The organism is Rhodococcus sp. NyZ502, from assembly GCF_041464245.1.
GTDB lineage: Bacteria > Actinomycetota > Actinomycetes > Mycobacteriales > Mycobacteriaceae > Rhodococcus_F > Rhodococcus_F qingshengii.
This window is the reverse complement of the sequence record NZ_CP167155.1, coordinates 1,524,177-1,542,263: the sequence shown is the minus strand read 5'-3', so window position 1 is coordinate 1,542,263 and position 18,087 is coordinate 1,524,177. Positions and strand designations below refer to the sequence as shown.

22 protein-coding genes and 1 riboswitch are annotated in these 18,087 nt (G+C 61.5%); of the genes, 10 read left to right on the top strand and 12 right to left on the bottom strand.

Features of this window, described 5'->3' with window-relative positions; translation table 11 throughout:
- Positions 1-18: 18 nt before the first annotated feature.
- The 3 genes from ACBG85_RS07265 to ACBG85_RS07255 form a co-directional block, all read right to left on the bottom strand.
- Positions 19-804 carry an amino acid ABC transporter ATP-binding protein gene (locus ACBG85_RS07265; protein WP_050655070.1) on the bottom strand — a complete coding sequence of 262 codons (786 nt, stop codon included), beginning with the start codon at positions 802-804 and terminating at the stop codon, positions 19-21.
- On the bottom strand, positions 801-1,775 hold the full coding sequence (locus ACBG85_RS07260) for an amino acid ABC transporter permease (protein WP_003944440.1): 975 nt from the start codon (positions 1,773-1,775) through the stop codon (positions 801-803). The genes ACBG85_RS07265 and ACBG85_RS07260 overlap by 4 nt, the downstream gene beginning before the upstream one ends.
- A gap of 110 nt (positions 1,776-1,885) precedes the next feature.
- Complete coding sequence (locus ACBG85_RS07255; RefSeq protein ID WP_350318888.1) at positions 1,886-1,963, bottom strand: putative leader peptide; 78 nt, start codon at positions 1,961-1,963, stop codon at positions 1,886-1,888.
- 7 nt (positions 1,964-1,970) lie between these two features.
- Positions 1,971-2,065, bottom strand: a riboswitch (SAM riboswitch).
- A gap of 199 nt (positions 2,066-2,264) precedes the next feature.
- Here ACBG85_RS07255 and ACBG85_RS07250 point away from each other — a divergent pair.
- The 8 genes from ACBG85_RS07250 (at position 2,265) to ACBG85_RS07215 (ending at position 8,740) form a co-directional block, all read left to right on the top strand.
- On the top strand, positions 2,265-3,032 hold the full coding sequence (locus ACBG85_RS07250) for a sulfite exporter TauE/SafE family protein (RefSeq protein WP_003944404.1): 768 nt from the start codon (positions 2,265-2,267) through the stop codon (positions 3,030-3,032).
- A 37-nt stretch (positions 3,033-3,069) separates the two neighbouring features.
- Complete coding sequence (locus ACBG85_RS07245; RefSeq protein WP_003944345.1) at positions 3,070-3,885, top strand: HAD-IIA family hydrolase; 816 nt, start codon at positions 3,070-3,072, stop codon at positions 3,883-3,885.
- Positions 3,886-4,175: 290 nt separating this feature from the next.
- Positions 4,176-4,733, top strand: coding sequence for an alternate-type signal peptide domain-containing protein (locus tag ACBG85_RS07240; protein ID WP_047269467.1), 558 nt, complete (start codon positions 4,176-4,178; stop codon positions 4,731-4,733).
- 4 nt (positions 4,734-4,737) lie between these two features.
- Positions 4,738-5,304: a hypothetical protein gene (locus ACBG85_RS07235; protein WP_064688843.1), complete on the top strand. Its 567-nt coding sequence runs from the start codon at positions 4,738-4,740 to the stop codon at positions 5,302-5,304.
- Positions 5,301-5,945, top strand: a complete 645-nt coding sequence (locus ACBG85_RS07230; protein ID WP_269612301.1) for a signal peptidase I — start codon at positions 5,301-5,303, stop codon at positions 5,943-5,945. Before ACBG85_RS07235 ends, ACBG85_RS07230 begins: the two co-directional genes overlap by 4 nt.
- A complete protein-coding gene (locus ACBG85_RS07225) occupies positions 5,929-6,531 on the top strand; it encodes a SipW-dependent-type signal peptide-containing protein (protein WP_372026721.1) in 603 nt (200 codons plus the stop codon). Before ACBG85_RS07230 ends, ACBG85_RS07225 begins: the two co-directional genes overlap by 17 nt.
- 41 nt (positions 6,532-6,572) lie before the next feature.
- A complete protein-coding gene (locus ACBG85_RS07220; RefSeq protein WP_372026719.1) occupies positions 6,573-8,144 on the top strand; it encodes a signal peptidase I in 1,572 nt (523 codons plus the stop codon).
- Positions 8,144-8,740 (top strand): alternate-type signal peptide domain-containing protein, encoded by a 597-nt coding sequence (locus tag ACBG85_RS07215; protein ID WP_047269470.1) that lies wholly within the window; start codon positions 8,144-8,146, stop codon positions 8,738-8,740. The genes ACBG85_RS07220 and ACBG85_RS07215 overlap by 1 nt, the downstream gene beginning before the upstream one ends.
- Before the next feature lie 43 nt (positions 8,741-8,783).
- On the opposite strand, the gene ACBG85_RS07210 is transcribed toward ACBG85_RS07215, so the two are convergent.
- From ACBG85_RS07210 to ACBG85_RS07200, 3 genes are read right to left on the bottom strand one after another with little or no spacing between them, the layout of a single operon-like run.
- A complete protein-coding gene (locus tag ACBG85_RS07210; protein WP_172403504.1) occupies positions 8,784-10,007 on the bottom strand; it encodes an O-succinylhomoserine sulfhydrylase in 1,224 nt (407 codons plus the stop codon).
- Positions 10,004-10,432: a rhodanese-like domain-containing protein gene (locus ACBG85_RS07205; RefSeq protein WP_007726822.1), complete on the bottom strand. Its 429-nt coding sequence runs from the start codon at positions 10,430-10,432 to the stop codon at positions 10,004-10,006. The genes ACBG85_RS07210 and ACBG85_RS07205 overlap by 4 nt, the downstream gene beginning before the upstream one ends.
- Positions 10,433-10,478: 46 nt before the next feature.
- On the bottom strand, positions 10,479-10,904 hold the full coding sequence (locus ACBG85_RS07200; protein WP_007726820.1) for a hypothetical protein: 426 nt from the start codon (positions 10,902-10,904) through the stop codon (positions 10,479-10,481).
- Between the two features lie 230 nt (positions 10,905-11,134).
- Here ACBG85_RS07200 and ACBG85_RS07195 point away from each other — a divergent pair, with 230 nt between their 5' ends.
- Positions 11,135-12,532: an FAD-dependent oxidoreductase gene (locus ACBG85_RS07195; protein ID WP_372026715.1), complete on the top strand. Its 1,398-nt coding sequence runs from the start codon at positions 11,135-11,137 to the stop codon at positions 12,530-12,532.
- Between the two features lie 109 nt (positions 12,533-12,641).
- Complete coding sequence (locus ACBG85_RS07190; protein WP_223304639.1) at positions 12,642-13,481, top strand: amidohydrolase family protein; 840 nt, start codon at positions 12,642-12,644, stop codon at positions 13,479-13,481.
- On the opposite strand, the gene ACBG85_RS07185 is transcribed toward ACBG85_RS07190, so the two are convergent.
- From ACBG85_RS07185 to ACBG85_RS07160, 6 genes are all read right to left on the bottom strand, one after another.
- A complete protein-coding gene (locus tag ACBG85_RS07185; protein WP_007726816.1) occupies positions 13,385-13,867 on the bottom strand; it encodes a DUF456 domain-containing protein in 483 nt (160 codons plus the stop codon). The two genes, ACBG85_RS07190 and ACBG85_RS07185, sit on opposite strands and share 97 nt — an antisense overlap.
- Positions 13,864-15,099, bottom strand: a complete 1,236-nt coding sequence (purT, locus tag ACBG85_RS07180; RefSeq protein ID WP_003944342.1) for a formate-dependent phosphoribosylglycinamide formyltransferase — start codon at positions 15,097-15,099, stop codon at positions 13,864-13,866. Before purT ends, ACBG85_RS07185 begins: the two co-directional genes overlap by 4 nt.
- A 40-nt stretch (positions 15,100-15,139) precedes the next feature.
- A complete protein-coding gene (locus ACBG85_RS07175; RefSeq protein ID WP_223304638.1) occupies positions 15,140-16,645 on the bottom strand; it encodes a GGDEF domain-containing protein in 1,506 nt (501 codons plus the stop codon).
- Positions 16,646-16,885: 240 nt separating this feature from the next.
- Positions 16,886-17,032 (bottom strand): hypothetical protein, encoded by a 147-nt coding sequence (locus tag ACBG85_RS07170; RefSeq protein WP_007726811.1) that lies wholly within the window; start codon positions 17,030-17,032, stop codon positions 16,886-16,888.
- A 362-nt stretch (positions 17,033-17,394) separates the two neighbouring features.
- Positions 17,395-17,517: a hypothetical protein gene (locus ACBG85_RS07165; protein WP_019749478.1), complete on the bottom strand. Its 123-nt coding sequence runs from the start codon at positions 17,515-17,517 to the stop codon at positions 17,395-17,397.
- Between the two features lie 210 nt (positions 17,518-17,727).
- Positions 17,728-17,850, bottom strand: a complete 123-nt coding sequence (locus tag ACBG85_RS07160; RefSeq protein ID WP_003944443.1) for a hypothetical protein — start codon at positions 17,848-17,850, stop codon at positions 17,728-17,730.
- Positions 17,851-18,087 lie beyond the last annotated feature (237 nt).

The following is an 18,087-nucleotide window of genomic DNA, read 5'->3' as shown; positions in this document are numbered from 1 at the left end:
GAATGAGTCTGGGTCGCGTCAGAGGACGCGGGAGAGAAAGGCTTTGGTCCGTTCGTGGACCGGATTGTCGATCACCTGCGAAGGCGGGCCCTGTTCGACGATGACGCCGCCGTCCATGAAGACCGCAGTGTCCGCCACTTCCCGAGCAAATCCGACCTCGTGTGTGACGATCACCAAGGTGGCGCCGTCACGGGCCAGCTGAGCGAGGACTTCGAGAACCTCGCCCACCAGTTCCGGGTCGAGCGCCGACGTCGGCTCGTCGAAGAGAATGACCGCCGGCCGCAGTGCCAGCGCTCGCGCTATCGCGACGCGCTGTTGCTGGCCACCGGAGAGTTGGCGCGGATACTCGTCCGCCTTGTCGCCTACCCCCACTCGCTCGAGCAGCGCGCGGGCCTCGCGGTACACCTCGTCACGATCACGCTTCTGGGCCGAGAGCGGCGCTTCCACCACGTTTTCCAACGCGGTCAGGTGCGGAAACAGGTTGAAGTTCTGGAACACGAATCCGATGTGCGAACGCTGTTTCAGGATCTCGCGGTCACGCAGTTCGTGGAGTCGATTTCCCTTGCGCCGGTATCCGATCAGCTCTCCGTCGATCCGTACGGTTCCGCGGTCGACCTTCTCGAGGTGATTGAGGGTTCGCAGCAAGGTGGATTTACCGGAACCCGACGGACCGAGAATGACGGTCACTTCGCCCTTGCGGACCAGGAGATCAACGCCGGCAAGTACTTCCAAGGCACCGAAGGACTTGTGAATTCCGCGCGCTTCGACGGCATACACCGTCTCTTCGGCCAGTTCTGCGGTCATCGGGTCGCACCTCTCGGAATATCGAGACGCGCATCGCGAATCTCTTCGAACTTCTTGCGCGCCTTCTGTACCGGAGTCAACGGAAGCGCACGGGCGGATCCTCGTGCATAGTGGCGCTCCACGTAGTACTGACCGATCGAGAGCAACGTCGTGAGGATGATGTACCAGATCGTGGCGACCATCAGCAGGGGCACGACTCGTCCGTTGCGGCCGAAGATGACCTGCACCTGGTAGAACAGTTCGGCGATTGCCATGGTGGAGACGATCGACGTTCCCTTGAAGAGTCCGATGACCTCGTTGGCGGCGTTGGGGAGGATCGCTCGCATTGCCTGCGGGAGAACGATCTTGAAGAACTGGCGACTGCGCGGAATACCGAGCGAGTGAGCAGCTTCGATCTGACCGTGATCCACCGAGATGATTCCGGAGCGGATGATCTCGGCCGAGTATGCAGCCTGGTGCAGCGCCAAACCGATGACTGCTGCGGTGAATCCGCCGATCACACCGCTGACCTGGAAGGTGAAGAACTCGGGCCCGAAAGGTATTCCGAGAGAAAGCGTCTGGTACAGGTATGTGATGTTGAACCAGAAGAGCAGCTGCACGATGAGTGGAATCGAGCGGAAGGCCCAGATGTAGGTCCAGGCGATCACCTGCAGGACCGGGTTTTTCGACAACCGACCGAGTGCCAGGAAAACACCGAGACCGAATCCGAGGATCGTCCCCCACAGGGTCAGTTTGATCGTCATCCACAGCGCGGCGAGCACTGATTTCGCGGTGAAGTACTGCGCGAACGTCGGCCAGTCCCAGCCGGGGTTGACGACGAGCCCGTGGATGAACTGAGCAAGCAGGACCAGCACGACCGCACTGATCACCCAGCGCAGCGGGTGCCAGGTGCGAGCGACGACAAGCTCCGAGTCGGGTAGTTGCGACTCGGACACCGACTTTTCGGGGCGGACATCGGTGGGCGCGCTCACGGCGCGCTACCTGACGGAGTGGACATCACGAATAGACCTTTCGGGGAAATGGGAACGCAGCTGTGTCCTCGAGTTGGTGCGCTCGAGTTGCGAAGACGACGAGAGTTCGGTCAGCGACAGTGACACGAAGCGGTGCGGCACAGATCGATGTGACGTCGCTTGTGCGCAGCGTGCGAAGTGGTACCCATGTGATGCCTTCCATCGGTCCTGGCGGTAGCACCCGCTCCCGATCACTCGGGGGGTTGCTGCGACGTCGACGAGCCAGGTCTCTCGGTCGCTCTGGATGGTGAGCAAAGACTAGACGCGAAATGTCGAGTCGTCAAATATTGTATTTCCCTGCACTGCAAGGGAAATGAAGTGTCTACGATGTTGAAATCGCATTGATTTCAACGGTGTCCGAAGCCGCGTTCGGCGTGTTGAATGGAGCGTTCGAATGAAGACCGGGACCGCCGTCCGGACTGACTTTTCCTCTGCCGTACCGTCTGCGGAGTGAGTGGACTCGACGCTTTCTTCATCTTGTTGGCCGGTATCGGCGCGGGCGCGATCAACGCCGTGGTCGGCAGTGGAACGCTGATCACGTTTCCCACCCTGGTCGCCTTCGGCATGCCGCCCGTGACCGCAACCATGTCCAACGCGGTCGGGCTCGTCGCCGGCGGAGTTTCGGGTACCTGGGGCTACCGACGTGAGCTGTCCGGACAGTGGGACCGACTGAAGTGGCAGATTCCGGCGTCCCTCGCCGGAGCACTACTCGGTTCGTGGTTGCTCATGCACCTACCCGAGAAACTGTTCGAGACCATCGTTCCGGTGCTCTTGGTCCTCGCTCTCGCGCTCGTCCTCCTCCAACCACGCATCCAGGCGTGGGCCAAGAAGCGTTCCACCGAAGAAACGACGCTGTCCACCAAGAGGCTGATGCTCCTGACCGCCGGCACTTTTGCAGTCGGCATTTACGGCGGATACTTCACTGCCGCGCAGGGCATCCTTCTCATCGGTGTGATGGGTGCCATCCTCCCGGAAACCCTCCAGCGCATGAACGGCGCGAAGAACCTGCTGTCGCTGCTCGTCAACATCGTTGCAGCAGGGATGTACATCACTCTGGCATTCGATCAGATCAATTGGGCAGCAGCCGGTTTGATCGCCGTCGGCTCACTCGGTGGTGGCGTTCTCGGTGCCCGCTACGGACGGCGCCTGTCCCCCACTGCATTGCGCTACACGATTGTCGTCGTCGGCCTGATCGGACTGTGGCGCCTTCTCGCTTGACCGCCCACATCGGGCGCCACCCGCACATACTGGAGTAATGACCAGTACAGAAGATCAGACCGGTTGGACCTACCTCATGGACATGGACGGGGTTCTCGTCCACGAGGAGCACTTGATACCTGGAGCGGACACGTTCCTGGCAGAGCTGGCGTCGAACGACATCCCGTACATGGTGCTCACCAACAACTCCATCCGCACCCCGCGTGACCTGCGAGCACGCCTGCTCAATTCGGGACTCGACATCCCGGAGAAGTCGATCTGGACGTCAGCGCTCGCAACCGCGACGTTCCTGGCCAACCAGCGGCCGGGCGGCAGCGCCTACGTGGTCGGCGAATCGGGCCTGACCACTGCCCTGCACGACATCGGTTACGTCCTGACGGACAGCGACCCCGACTACGTCGTCCTCGGCGAGACGCGAACGTACTCCTTCGAGGCAATCACCACCGCCATTCGCCTGGTCGAGCGTGGATCGCGGTTCATCGCCACCAACCCGGACGCCACCGGACCGTCGCGAGACGGCTCGCTGCCGGCCACCGGCTCTGTCGCGGCACTCATCACCAAAGCGACCGGTCGCGATCCCTACTACGTCGGCAAGCCCAACGCCTTGATGATGCGCTCAGCCCTGCGGTCCATCGGCGCTCATTCCGCCAATACGTTGATGATCGGCGACCGCATGGACACCGACATCGTCTGTGGCCTCGAAGCCGGACTGCAGACGATTCTGGTGATGACCGGGATCTCGACCCGCGCGTCGGTAGAGCTCTATCCCTACCGCCCGACCATCGTCCTCGAGTCGGTCGCCGATCTTGTGGGAACAACAACCGATCCATTCCGTAGCAACACAAACAATTGATTCAAATTGCAAAACAAAACCGAAACTCGGTAATTAACTGGTAAAAAACAGCAGATTTGCCAGGTTCCGACTCGTCCGCTTTGTCCAACTGAACAAACCAACGGTTTTATTCGCACCAAACTTACAAACGAGTAGTTAGACGCAGGTCAAAGATCATTTCGACACCGAGTGACAGTTGGACTCCAGTCGTAAAATTGATTTTTCGAAAAGTGGTAACGAATCGTTTGCCGTGTCTGATACTCATGTCTGAATGGCCCCATTTCGGGTCCCAGACATGAAATGAGATTTTCATGAAGAAGCAGACCAAGGGTGCGATCGCTGCTGCGGCGGCCGGTGCCCTCCTCCTCGGCGGTGCCGGCTCGCTCGCAGTCTGGAGCGATTCGGCCGACGTCAGTGGCGGCGGGCCCGTCACGTCCGGCGCCCTCGACCTGAGCTCTTGCGCACCGGTCGGCGGGGGTTGGAACTCCCTCAACCCGACGAAGACCGCGATCACCAACATTTCGGCCTACCGCATCGTCACGACCGAAAGCATCGAATACACCTGCGACGTCACTGTGACCGCAGTGGGCGATCGTCTCGCGGCTGTTCTGACCGCTGATACGGCCGGAATCGTTCCGGGTGCGAACAGCGCCGAGCTTGCCGCTGCTGTCGTGCCCGTGACGACAATCAAGGACACTGGCGGCAACCCGATTTCGCAGATCACCAAAGCCCAGAACGGAACGATCGTCCACGTCGGAGTCCGGCTGAACTTCAACGAGGTGGCCAATCAGGTCGCGCAGAACCAGTCGCTGAACTTGTCGGCGATGAAGTTGGTCGTCACTCAGACAGCACTGACACCGGCCCCGTAATTTCATGAGGAAAAAGGTCTGGGGAGCGATCGCAGTCGCGGTGGCTGCTGTAGCGGTGTTCGCATCGTCGCAGCAGTCGCTCGCGCTGTGGTCCGATTCGGCGAGCGCGAATGGCGGTACGGCGACAGCCGCCAGCGTCAATCTCACGGTTGGTACAACTGCCGGAACCAGTGCGGCGTACACCCTGGCGAACTTGACGACGGCCGCGACGCCCGTTGTCCCGGGAAACACGGTGCAAGCACCGCTCACCGTCAAGAATTCGGGGACTGATCCTCTGCAATGGCGAATGCAGTCGACGACCGCATTTACGGGATTCACGTTGACCACGTACGGAGTCGCCAACGAAGGCGCCTGCCCTGCCGGCGTCAACACCGCGGCTCCGGCAGTGACCCCACTGACGTCCGGATCGATGGATGCATCGCTGCAGTACCCGGTTTCACCGGCGTACATGCCGAGTCCGCTGGTCTCAGGCGGTACGTACATTCTGTGCTTGCGACTCACGGTAGGCGTCGGGGCGGTCTCAGGTGCAACAAGCACCACGACCTTGACCTTCCAGGCAGGTCCGGTATGACAAAACACTCCACGAAGCGCACCGATCGCACCGGCCCACTCTGGTGGATCACCTCTATCGTCAGTTGGACACTGCTGCTGGCAATTTCGGCAGTCATCGTCGCAACCATTGTCGTTCCCTTCTTTGCCGGAGCACAGCGCTTCACGATTCTGACCGGTTCGATGCGCCCGACGTACAACCCTGGATCACTGGTAGTCGTCAAACCTGTCGATCCGTCCGAACTGGGGATCGGTACACCTATTACGTACCAACTGGAATCCGGTCAGCCGACCGTCGTCACGCACCGGATCATCGCCACAAGTGAAAACCAGAAGGGTGAAAGAACTTTCATCACCCAGGGCGATGCGAACGGTGAGCCTGACGAGAAGGAAGTGCGGCCGGTGCAGATCCGGGGAAAGGTCTGGTACAGCCTGCCTTATCTCGGTTACGTGAACACCTGGCTGACGGGAGAGCAGCGCACCGTGATCGTGGTGATCGTAGTGACCGCTCTACTGCTGTACGCGTCGTACATGATGATCAGCGGCATCCGTGACGGCCGGAAGGAGCGAGCTCGAGCCCGATTCGCTCCTGACCCTGCAACTTTCGCGCCCGCAGACTCCGCCCAGATCGAGAAAGGCCAGCACGATGCCCTCGCGCCCTGACCGTCCGGCCCACCGGATTCGTCACCTGTTGACCAGCACGCGTTTTCGCGCGCTGCTCGCACTGGGGATGGTGCTTGGCGTCGGCGGTGTGACCACGCTCGCGGCCTGGACGTCTTCCGCGACTGCGACTTCGGGAAACATCACGACCGGGTCGATCAATCTGCAGTTGAACAGCATTGCCCAGCCCACCCTGACCAAGTCCCTGAATTTCAGTGAGCTTGGCAAGTCCGGAATGATTCCCGGTGATTCGAATACCGCTCTGATCAAGGTCAACAACCTCGGCACAGGGGCAACTGTCCCACTGAAGTACACCATCACGTCTACGAGTGATGGTGCGTTGACGACTTCTCTACGAATGACGGTTTCCTCTAACGGAACTGTTGCCAACAAGTGCACTGACGGCACCAACGTGGTGTCCTCGCTCGCACTGACACTCACCGCGAATCAAGCCATCGGTAGCCCCGACCGCCCACTGGCGGTAGGGGCTACCGAGAATTTATGTGTCTCGGTGCAGCTTCCGACAACACCGACACCGCCGACGAACAGCACGTCGAACATCGTCCTGACCTTCACGGCAAAGGTGTGATGGCAATGGCTCGACACACGAAAAAACATGCAAAGGCCTCGATGCCGAACCGGGTACGGGAAGTCCTGCTCAGTCTGGGAGCCCTCGCAGGCTTGGTATCCATCATCATTTTCATCGCCGGTCTGGCTTTCGGTATCACCCCGCTGATCTTTCGGAGTGGATCGATGTCACCCACGATCGATACCGGTGCTCTCGCATTCGCGCGCACCGTGCCTGCTTCGGAAGTGCTGGTCGGTGACATCGTCAGCGTCTCCGACAGCCAAGGCACGCGCATCACCCATCGTGTGGAATCAATAGATCAGCAGGGCAACAACCTTGCCGTCGCACAACTGCGTGGTGATGCAAATCCGATCGCCGATCCCGATCCCTACGTCATCACCGAAGCCGATCGCGTCTTCTTCAGCATCAACCGCCTCGGATACGTGGCAGTCTGGCTGTCCGGACCGAGTGGGCTTGTGCTTGGTGCGATTGCCGTCGGCGGGCTCCTGTACATCGCGTTCCGTCGACGTGAGGCTTCCGACGCGGAGGAACCTCAGCGGGATCGTCAGGACATACGCGGCGACTCCCATGCCCTCAAGGCCATCGTCGCCTTGGCTACGGTCGGTCTCACGGTGGTCGGTGTGTCCCAGATCGGTGGTACCAAGGCGGGGTACACCGACACAGCCACGGCAACAAGCATTCAGTTCGGCACTGCTGCAACCTTTCCCACGTCGCCAAGCACAGCCAGTTGCGCGGTGAATTTTGCGCTCGTTGTTCCGGTCGCGGTGACAATCACCTGGCCCGCGACTGTCGGAAGCTCATACCGTCTAATTGCCCGCGATAGCAACGGATCCTTGTTGGGATCGAATGACTACACCGCAATGTCTACTACAGGCTCCATGAGATACGGCTCGGGCGGTACAACAGTCGCGTTCCCGCTCATAGTCGGCACCTACAACATCGAAATCCATGGACTGAGCGGCACGTCGGTCACGCCGTCGTACTCCGGCTACCAATTCAGCATTCTCGTCGGCCTGCTCTACTCGTGTGGCGGTCCGATCAGCGGGACATCTGCTCTCAGTCGATCGGCAGCGCCGGCACTGGCGGCAGACGCTCCGAGCACTCCTACTACGGCCGTCACTTCCACGACCGCCTCATCCACCACGCCCACCACGACATTGGCGCCGGCTGTGACAACCACCAGCACAACTGCACCGTCGACAACCACCAGCACAACTGCACCGTCGACAACCACCTCGTCACAGACTACAACTACGCCGCCGCCCACAACGACAACGACAACGACAACGACAACGACAACGACAACGGTGCCACCAGTCACGACCACTCCGAGCGAGGCCCCCGTCGGCACCCCGGTGACCACGACCGGTCACAGTGCACAGAAGCTCTCGACTTCCACTGGAACCGTTGTGTCCGTGTCGAATTCATCAGGTACTGAAGTCTATCGAGGTACCGTCGACAGCGACGCTGTCCTGCATTGGCTCACCGGTACCGATCAGCTATACGTAATCACCCCTTCCGGAGTCACCGTCATCGACACGTCAACGGGAGTCTGGGCCGAATCTCCTGCCCCGAGCGAACTGCCGGACGAGATCAAGGCGCTGGTGCCGTGATGAGAAAGACAACGAAAGCTGCCATGGCAGTTGCCGCGGCCGGAGCCGTATTGCTCGGCGGTTCGGGCACATTGGCGAAGTGGACCGACAGTGCGACCCTGACAAGCGCCGCTGTCCAGTCCGGGACCCTGGATCTGGGAGCGTGCGTGACCACGAGCGGCGGGGGCTGGTATTCGCAGGTCTACGTCAACGCGCCCACCAATCCGAATCCACTCGTATATATCCCGGACATCACTACCTACCGGCTCAAGCCCGGATTCAACTACACGTATTTCTGCGATTCGAAGGTGATGGCCACCGGCCCACGTCTGAAAGCGAACGTGACAGTCGACAAGACCAAGTTGAGCGGCGGGCTCGCGGCCGCCAACATCGACCTTCGCACGTACGTCACGGATCAGAGCAACAATCTGCTGTACGACAGCACAGCACCGACGCCGAACCTCATCGCGGTCACGTCGGCCCTGAACAACACCAATCTGACGGCGCAGGTGTTGTTCACGATCTACCCCACCGACACGACAAGCTCAGGTCTCACACTGAATACGACGGCGTTGACGATCGACGTCAAACAACTGGGTCTCACGCCCGCACCGTAGAACGCCTTGCCGTCGGAAGTTCGAGGCAAGGCGCTCCAGCGATTCAGCCGAGTGCTCGCTTCAGATCAGCCAACAGATCAGCCGTGTCTTCGAGACCGACGGACAGACGGACAACGCCGTCTGTAAGACCCACTGCTGCACGGCCTTCCGGACCCATGGCCCGGTGCGTTGTCGTGGCGGGGTGAGTGATCAACGACTTGGAATCTCCCAAGTTGTTGGAGATGTCGATGACGCGCAGACCGTTGAGAACCTCGAACGCCCGCTTCTTGCCCTCTCCGTCAGGCGCATCGAGCTCGAACGTGACAACCGTTCCGCCACCGCTCATCTGAGACTTCGCGAGCTCGTGCTGCGGATGCGACGTCAGGTACGGATACTTGACCCACTTGACGCCGGAGTGTCCTTCGAGGAATTCGGCGATCTCGAGTGCCGAAGCCACGGAGTGCCGAATACGGACCGGCATCGTCTCCAGGCCCTTGAGCAGAGTCCACGCATTGAATGGACTGAGCGCAGGACCGGTGTGCCGCATCAGTTCTCGGACGGGACCGCTGATGTATTCCTCGGTACCGAGGATCGCGCCACCAAGCACGCGGCCCTGACCGTCGATGTGCTTGGTGCCGGAGTACACCACGACGTCGGCACCCAGATCGAGGCTGCGCTGCAGAAGCGGCGTCGCGAAGACGTTGTCCAGCACTACCTTTGCACCGGCTGCATGAGCAAGCTCCGACACCCGTCGAACGTCGACGAGAGATTGCATCGGGTTGGACGGAGTCTCGAAGAACACTGCCGTGGTAGGCACGGACAGCGCCTCTTCCCACTGCGCGTTGTCCTCACCGTCGACGAAAACAACCTCGACCCCCCAGCGCGGAAGGATCTCGTTGCACACCACGAAGCAGGATCCGAAGAGGCTGCGCGCGGCGACCAATCGGTCGCCGTTGGCCAACAGTGCGCCCAACGCCGTGAAGACTGCCGACATTCCGCTGGCCGTCGCAAAGCACGCTTCTGCACCTTCGATGAGACGCAGGCGCTCTTCGAACATCTTGACCGTCGGGTTGCCGTAGCGGGAGTAGACAAAATGATCCACCTCGCCGGTGAAGGCTTGTTCGGCGGCTTCTGCACTCTCGTAGACGAATCCGGAGTTGAGGAACAGCGCTTCGGAAGTCTCCTCGAACCCGGTACGCATCAGTCCGCCGCGAACTCCGAGAGTGCCGAGACCGACGTCGTCCGGCAGCGCTCGTTGAAATGCGCCACCCTGGGGAATTCCGCTCACTGCTGCCTCCATGGCAAGCCGATGGCCCGCCAACCTACAAGTCCGCGATGTCCGTCGGCACCCAATGCGCCTTCGAACCCGTCGAGCACGTTGTACGACGGGCCGATGCCCGCCGCAGTCGCAGCTTCCGCCGCACCGATGGAACGTTGTCCGGATCGACACAGGAAAATCACCGGACGCTCCGACCCGGAGGAATCAGCAGTGATGCCGGCTTCCTTCAACTGGTCGACGAAGTTGTCATTGCGCGCGCCGGTCGGGTGGCTCACCCATTCGATCAGTGCGGCCTGCTTGCCGAGGGAGGACACATCGGGGACACCGACGTACTTCCACTCCGCATCGGTCCGCACGTCGACCAGCACGGCGTCGGGGTTTTCGCGGAGCAGCTCCCAGGCTTGCTCCGGCGTCAGATCGCCTGCGTAACTCACGTAGTCCATGTTTTCACAAGACTGCCGTGAGCGCCTGAGCGGGCCGTCAGTTGCAGACGACCCAACGGTTGCCGTCACGGGTCAGGGCCCAGGTCGAGACTCGCTCGCCCGCTCCGCCACCGGTGATCGTCACGTCGGCCCGGGCGCGATCGCCGTTGACCGCGACCCCGTCCACACCCTTCAGCTCGACCGTCCCGTCGACGCCGGCCATCGGACCGTTGCTCGAATTGAAGCTCGCGCAGGTCAGGGTCTTGATCGTCTCCGCGTCATTCCGATTCTCGGCATCGACGTAGTCGGTGACGGAGCGGCTCACGCGGTCCGACTCGGTGACGTTCTCCTCGGCCGGCGAGATCCACGATGCGACGAAGATTCCACCCAGGATCAAGGCGACGATGGCGACAGCCAAGAGGAACGGCCCCGCAGACGCCTTCTTGCCATCGATGTTGTCGGATTCGCGCAGCTCGTCACTCATAACGCCAATAGTCCCCCACAACTTGAAATTGTGGCCCGTCAAGGATCAGGCCCCTACCCCGGATACCCGAGACAACAGGAGAATGGGAGGAAAGAATAGGTTTACCCACAACCGATCGAGTGAGAGTGTGGATCCGTTCGGCCGCAACCGAGGCACTGTGCTTAGGTTCGGCTAAATTGGATACTTGTCGATATGTTGTCCGAACTTCGAAGAAGGTAGCTGTCCTCACGATGACTGACTCCAACCGCCCACTCCGGGTCGCGATCGTCGGCGCCGGCCCCGCCGGCATCTACGCCGCCGACGCCCTCATGAAATCCGACACCGCAGTTTCCGGCCGCGGCGTCAGCATCGACCTCTTCGAGCGCATGCCCGCGCCCTTCGGCCTGATTCGTTACGGCGTCGCGCCTGATCATCCGCGCATCAAGGGCATCATCACCGCCCTGCACAAGGTGCTCGACAAGCCTCAGGTACGCCTGCTCGGCAACATCGACTACGGCACCGACATCACCCTCGACGACCTGCAGTCGTTCTACGACGCGGTCATCTTCTCCACCGGCGCCAACGCCGACCGTGCGCTCGGCATCCCGGGTATCGAACTCGACGGCAGCTACGGCGCGGCCGACTTCGTCTCCTGGTACGACGGCCACCCCGACGTACCGCGTACGTGGCCGCTCGAAGCCGAGAAGGTCGCCGTCCTCGGCGTCGGCAACGTTGCGCTCGACATCGCCCGCGTTCTCGCCAAGACCGGCGACGAACTGCTGCCGACCGAGATCCCCGCCAACGTCTACGAGGGCCTCAAGAACAACAAGGCCGTCGAGGTTCACGTCTTCGGACGCCGCGGCCCGGCCCAGGCCAAGTTCACCCCTCTCGAACTGCGCGAACTCGACCACTCGCCGACCATCGAGGTCATCGTCGACCCCGAGGACATCGACTACGACGAGGGTTCCGAGCAGGCTCGCCGCAACTCCAAGCAGGTCGACATGGTTGCGAATACGCTGCAGGACTGGGCAATTCGCGACGTCGGAGCCCGTCCTCACAAGCTGTTCCTGCACTTCTTCGAATCTCCCACGGAGATCCTCGGTCAAGACGGCAAGGTCGTCGGCCTGCGCACCGAGCGCACTCAGCTCGACGGCACCGGCAACGTCAAGGGCACCGGCACGTACAAGGACTGGGATGTCCAGGCCGTGTACCGCGCCGTCGGTTACCTCTCGCAGAACATCACGCAGTTGCCGTTCGACGACCAGGCCGGCACCGTCCCCAACGACGCCGGACGCGTCGTCGCCGACGACAACGCCGAGGGCGCAGCCCGGTTCATGCCGGCCACCTACGTCACCGGCTGGATCAAGCGCGGCCCCGTCGGCCTCATCGGCCACACCAAGGGCGACGCCAACGAAACCGTCGCGAATCTTCTCGAGGATTCCGTCGACTTCGCGGGCGCCGCGAACCCCGACGAGAACGCAGTCATCGAGTTCCTCGAAGGCAAGCAGGTTCCGTACACGACCTGGCAGGGCTGGTACCGCCTCGACGCGCACGAGCGCAGCCTGGGCGAGCCCGAGGGCCGTGAGCGCATCAAGGTCGTCGAGCGTCACGACATGCTGAAGGCATCCGAGCCCGACCGCGCGAACTGAGTGCGCGGAAGTAACTGAACAGAAGCCCTCCACCGGCCCGACGCGACCCAGGTCACATCGGGCCGGTGGTGTGTGCAGGGACCCAGGGCAACAGGGCAAAATAGACCCCGTGTTTGACGCCCATGTGCATATCATCGACCCGCGCTTCCCGCTGGTCGAGAATCACGGGTACCTGCCTGAGCCCTTCACCGTGGCCGATTACCGGGCCCGGATTGCCTCGCTGAAGGGCCTCAGCGTTGACGGCGGCGCGGTGGTGACCGCGTCGTACCAGGGCAATGACCAGGAATACCTGAAAGCTGCCTTGTCCGAACTCGGCGAAGGCTGGGTGGGCGTCACTGCTTTGCCGCTCGATGCGACGGATGAAGACATCGTTGCCCTGGACGCACTGGGAGTACGTGCCGTCCGGTTCAACCTGCGCCGCGGCGCCACCGACCTGCGTCTGCTCGCCGATCTCGCCAACCGCGCATTCGATCTGGTCGGCTGGCACGCCGAGTTCTACGTCGATGCCACGCTGTTGCTGTCGTTGGAACCGGTCTTCGCCAAATTGCCCGCGGTGAGCATCGACCACTTGGGAATGTCCACCCGCGGACTGCCGTATCTCCTCAACCTCGTCGACCGCGGAGTGCGCGTCAAAGCCACCGGGTTCGGCCGCACCACCATCTCCGACGTCAGCGATGTGCTGCGCCAGATCCACGCGGTCAATCCCGCTGCGCTGATGTTCGGCACCGATCTACCCGGTACACGGGCACGTCGAGCGTTCGAGGTCCACGACCTGGACGTGATCGCCGACGCTGTCGGCGACGACCTGCCCGCGGTCATGTGCGACAACGCCCGCTCCTGGTACCGCTGCGCTCAGGTGAACGCAACGGCTCCCAGCCACAGCCCCGCCGCGATCAGCGCTCCGAACAGTTCCACCAGCATGGACAATCCGACTGCCTTCACCGCGTGAAGCGTCGACGACCAAGCGATGTCGTAACGGCGCAGCCGCGCTAGTTCCGCGAAATACGTTCCAACGATGAATCCGAGGAACAACCCCACGACCGGAATCACGAAGAACCCGATGATGCCGACGACGCCGCCGACCACCACCGACAGGTTGGGCACTCCCCCGGACTTCATCCGCTTGCCCGGCCACGTGTACTTCACGATCCCGGTGACCACCAGTGCCAGCGTGGACAGCGCGAACACCGTCCACGCCGTGGCACCACCGGTCATGATCGCCCACACCAGAATTGCACCGAAAACGAGAAGCGTCCCCGGGAGAATCGGAACGACGACACCGATCAGACCGACCAGGATGACCAGCCCGACGAGGACCTCGGCCGCTGGACTCATCCGACGGGACGCACCTTCGACGCAGCCTCGCGAGCACGGTCGCGTGCAGTAGGCACATCGGCGGCCGTCGACACTGCAACACCCATGCGACGACGCGTGAAGCTCTCCGGCTTGCCGAAGAGCCGCAGGTCCGTCTCGGGAACCGCGAGCGCCTCGGCGACGCCGTCGAATCCGATCCCCTTTGCCTCCACTCCGCCGTAGATCACTGCCGATGCTCCCGGAGACGTGAGCGTCGTGTCGACCGGCAAGCCCAGGATCGCGCGGGCATGCAGTTCGAACTCCGAAAGTCGCTGCGTCCGCAGAGTCACCAATCCGGTGTCGTGCGGCCGTGGGCTCACTTCGGAGAAGAAGACGTCGTCGCCCTTCACGAATAGCTCGACGCCGAAGATGCCTCGCCCGCCCAGAGCCGTGGTCACCTTCTCGGCGACGTCTCGGGCCGAGGCGAGCGCAACCGCGGACATCTGCTGCGGCTGCCACGATTCGATGTAGTCTCCGGCCTCCTGCAGGTGCCCGATCGGTTCGCAGAACGACGTCTCGACCTGACCGCTCTCACCGACGGCTCGAACTGTCAATTGCGTTATCTCGTAATCGAAATCGACAAAGCCTTCGACGATCACCCGGCCGTGATTCACACGACCTCCGGCCATCGCGTAATCCCATGCGGCGTCGAGATCTTCGGCGGATCGAACCGTCGACTGTCCCTTCCCCGACGAGGACATGACTGGCTTGATGACGCACGGGAAACCGATTCGGTCTGTCGCTGCCTGCACTTCGGCAAGCGAGTCCGCGAAAGCGTACGGCGAAGTGGGCAGGCCCAACTCCTCGGCCGCGAGCCGACGGATTCCCTCACGGTTCATCGTGAGCTGGGTGGCTCGGGCGGTCGGAATGACCACCGCACCCCCGCGTTCTTCGACGAGTGCAAGCGCATCCGTCGCGATGGCCTCGATCTCGGGAACCACGAAGTGAGGCTTTTCCAACTCGATGACGGCAAGCAGTGCTTCCGGATCGGTCATGTCGACGGTATGAGCACGATGAGCCACCTGGTGCCCAGGGGCATCGGGATACCGATCCACCGCAATCACTTCGACGCCCAGACGCTGCAGCGCGATGACAACTTCCTTACCCAACTCGCCTGATCCCAACATCATCACGCGGATGGAGTTCTCGGTCAGTGGGGTTCCGAATCGGAGCGGAAGCGTCGGCAGGGGCGAAGGCGTCGAATCAAGCTGCATGGGTGCGACTATATGCCAATCCCGATGCAGGTCAGCGCGGTTATCGGCCGTCCACCACACCTTCGCGGCCAAATCCTCGCCGGATCGTTCGGGGTAGCGCAGGTTTGCGATAGGTGTGGGTGGCAGTGTCCGGCTCGGAATTCCGTTGCGGCACGGTGTCGTTGCCGACGCGGTGCACTTTCACGAGGTTGCGCCCAGCACGCTTGGCGTCGTACAGAGCCTCGTCTGCGACGCTCATGAGGGTCGACAGCGCCGGCGTCGCATGATCGACCCACGCGACGCCGACGCTGACGGTGCTCGTCACATCTGATTCGGCCGAGTACTCGACTTGCGCGCCGCGGACCGCCTCGGCGACATCGATTGCTCGCGCGTAGCTGCAGTCCGGAAGCAGAACGGCGAACTCCTCGCCGCCGAGCCTTCCGATCAGATCGCCGTCCGACAATCGGTCAGCGGCCCGCTCGGCGAAGTTCGCGAGAACGCTGTCACCGGTCATATGTCCATGCGTGTCGTTGATGCTCTTGAAGTGGTCCAGGTCGAGCATCAGCAGGCCGACCGGAGATTGTGTGCGAGTCGCGTCGGCAAGTTCCGCTTCCGCGTGGCCGAGGAACGCACCGCGCGAGAGGACCCCGGTCAGATGGTCGAATTCGACGGCAAGGAAGAGCTCACGCTCGGCAGCACGGCGTTCCTCGGTCGCACAGGCAACCGCTATCGGCCCCAACGCGATCAGGGTGACCGCTATGGATGTGATGACGTCCTCGTTCCACGTCGAGGCGGCTTGATCTCCGATGTCGAGTCGACCGCTACCCGCCATCATGAGTGACCACACCGACCAGACCACTGAAACGAAGGCAGTGCTCGGAACCGAGATGCGAGTGGCACACCAGAGGAGAGCTGGAATCGGCAAGACCAGCGCAATCGGCCCTTCGATACTGAGGGCGATCGGCACGCAGGCTGCAGTGGCGAGTAGCGGAACGCTCAGAGCGGCGACAGTTCTGGCGGTCAGTTTCCTGCGGAACTCGGCAAGACTCGATGGGATGGTGAGAGTGAGAATGAGAGGAAGGACCAGCAGGTACGCCATGACCTCGGTGGCACCCCAGTGGAAAAACGTGTCGGCAAAGGACTGACCGCGTAAGAGCCGGTCCAAGGCGCCGGCCGTGGCCGCGGTACCAGTCGCCGCGACGAACGAAACGAAGACCATCCATACCAGCGACTGCGAATCGACCAATCGGAACGGTGTGCGCTTCAAGTAGTACAGAACGAGAACACCGAGCGTCACTCCGGCGAGGTTGGCCCCGTTCAGCTGCAGGGCAAGCGACAGCGAGTTGCCCGTAATCAGGTCAGCGCAGACGTATCCGACGGCCGCGGCGATCCACGTCCGCCATTCGATCAGGACCGGCCATCTGACCATCATTCCCAGCAGAATGGCGTTGGCGCACCAGAATGTCGCGAGCAAACCTGGTGGGCGCGTGAGGATGCCGATCAACGATGCCGCAAGTACGACGGCCAGCACTAGGAGAAGGCGCAGAAAGCGACTCGTCCCTACCATGCGTCACCTCGCGGTCGGCTACCTCTGAATTCGGGAGCACCGGACGTCGCGGTGACCGTATGCCGATGTCGTCGAACCATCGTACGCAGGTGCTGCCACTCGCAGTTCTGTGTTCACATGCCAAAACGGCAGCTGCGACCATCTCCGCAAACGCGAGTGCCCTCCGGCCACGACAGTGGACAGAGGGCACCTGCATGCAATCCGATCGGCAGAGCCGAATGGACCTGCCGGAAGGGATGACTACTCGGCGGATCCGCTGGACAGACCCGAGAGTGAACCGGTGGACGAGCCCTCGCCCTTGCCGGACAGCGATTCGGTGGGAACGGACTTGAGGAAAGCTCCGAGCGCGGTGAGCAGGGGTCCGAGGGTGCTGAGTGATCCGAACATAGGAGGTTCTCCTGTATGTGAGGTGGTGTGATGTTCCAGCGCCATTCCGGCCGCAGGCGGTGGCCGAGATGGTTCGGGAACTTCTGCCGCACGGATGGCTGAACCGCCCCCCGAACAACATCCCGAGCTGTGATGTAGCGCACTTACTTGGCGCTGCCTGCATTTATAGACCGGCTTTTCACACTTGTCTAGCTACCTAATAGCTATCAATGCGGACTTTCGGTCACACCTTTACGGATAATTGCAGTTCAAAGCGCAAATTCACCCTCTAGAATGTCCCATAATGTGATTTAGCTCACAGTGAAAAGCCGAAAAGTGTGACCCGCAGACAACTGCGAGCCACACTTTCGGACAAACTGGACTTACTTATCGGCCGCCGATCCCGTCCCAGGGGTGAGAGAGCCACCACCGAGTGCCGTGAACAGGTCCTTGAGCACCGGAATGAACGTCTTGACGACGCCGCTGAAGTCTTCGAATGAACCCATGTCGGGCCTCCTTTTGTCGGAATGCAGTTGAGGTGAAGTGAGGACCGAGAACTACTCGGCGGCCGAACCGGCCGAACCCGAGCCGTCTGCCGATCCCGCGTTCAACTTGGTCACGAATGCAAGAACGCTCTTGAGGAAGGCGTCGAGATTCTGAATCGAGGTCATGCGACTACTCCTGTGTTGTTTCGGAAGATTTCTCGAGGTCGAACGTCAGGAGTTCGAGCTCGCGGTGTCCAGCCCCTGAAGGGTTTTGAGCATGTTGACCAGGGGCAGAAGCTGGAGAATGCCCCAGCCCATACCGTTGGCCTTGAGGAGGTTTCCGAGGGATCCCATATGTGACTCCTTGCATGAATATCTATGACGCGGCGCACGTTTTGTTCGCTCCACGTCTTTGTAGCCAAGCTAAATACGTACGTCCAGTTTGTTTCTGTCCAAGCGAAAACGTGACACATTGGATGAATATGTAAACCTGCAGTTCAGGTGCTGTGACCTGAATCCAATCTCGAATTCGAGTGTGTTCGAGATCACAGTCAATTAGGACAAAAGGATGCAATCGTCAGAGTCGGTGCC

Bases quoted from the DNA above. Each gene is read 5' to 3' on its own strand.
- ACBG85_RS07200 (WP_007726820.1), bottom strand. From the start codon at position 10,904: ATGAGTGACGAGCTGCGCGAATCCGACAACATCGATGGCAAGAAGGCG.
- ACBG85_RS07215 (WP_047269470.1), top strand. From the start codon at position 8,144: ATGAGAAAGACAACGAAAGCTGCCATGGCAGTTGCCGCGGCCGGAGCC.
- ACBG85_RS07230 (WP_269612301.1), top strand. From the start codon at position 5,301: ATGACAAAACACTCCACGAAGCGCACCGATCGCACCGGCCCACTCTGG.
- ACBG85_RS07185 (WP_007726816.1), bottom strand. From the start codon at position 13,867: ATGAGTCCAGCGGCCGAGGTCCTCGTCGGGCTGGTCATCCTGGTCGGT.
- ACBG85_RS07255 (WP_350318888.1), bottom strand. From the start codon at position 1,963: ATGGGTACCACTTCGCACGCTGCGCACAAGCGACGTCACATCGATCTG.
- ACBG85_RS07220 (WP_372026719.1), top strand. From the start codon at position 6,573: ATGCCGAACCGGGTACGGGAAGTCCTGCTCAGTCTGGGAGCCCTCGCA.
- ACBG85_RS07235 (WP_064688843.1), top strand. From the start codon at position 4,738: ATGAGGAAAAAGGTCTGGGGAGCGATCGCAGTCGCGGTGGCTGCTGTA.
- ACBG85_RS07225 (WP_372026721.1), top strand. From the start codon at position 5,929: ATGCCCTCGCGCCCTGACCGTCCGGCCCACCGGATTCGTCACCTGTTG.
- ACBG85_RS07265 (WP_050655070.1), bottom strand. From the start codon at position 804: ATGACCGCAGAACTGGCCGAAGAGACGGTGTATGCCGTCGAAGCGCGC.
- ACBG85_RS07245 (WP_003944345.1), top strand. From the start codon at position 3,070: ATGACCAGTACAGAAGATCAGACCGGTTGGACCTACCTCATGGACATG.
- ACBG85_RS07170 (WP_007726811.1), bottom strand. From the start codon at position 17,032: ATGTTCGGATCACTCAGCACCCTCGGACCCCTGCTCACCGCGCTCGGA.
- ACBG85_RS07240 (WP_047269467.1), top strand. From the start codon at position 4,176: ATGAAGAAGCAGACCAAGGGTGCGATCGCTGCTGCGGCGGCCGGTGCC.
- ACBG85_RS07195 (WP_372026715.1), top strand. From the start codon at position 11,135: ATGACTGACTCCAACCGCCCACTCCGGGTCGCGATCGTCGGCGCCGGC.
- ACBG85_RS07165 (WP_019749478.1), bottom strand. From the start codon at position 17,517: ATGGGTTCATTCGAAGACTTCAGCGGCGTCGTCAAGACGTTCATTCCG.
- ACBG85_RS07160 (WP_003944443.1), bottom strand. From the start codon at position 17,850: ATGGGATCCCTCGGAAACCTCCTCAAGGCCAACGGTATGGGCTGGGGC.
- purT (WP_003944342.1), bottom strand. From the start codon at position 15,099: ATGCAGCTTGATTCGACGCCTTCGCCCCTGCCGACGCTTCCGCTCCGA.
- ACBG85_RS07175 (WP_223304638.1), bottom strand. From the start codon at position 16,645: ATGGTAGGGACGAGTCGCTTTCTGCGCCTTCTCCTAGTGCTGGCCGTC.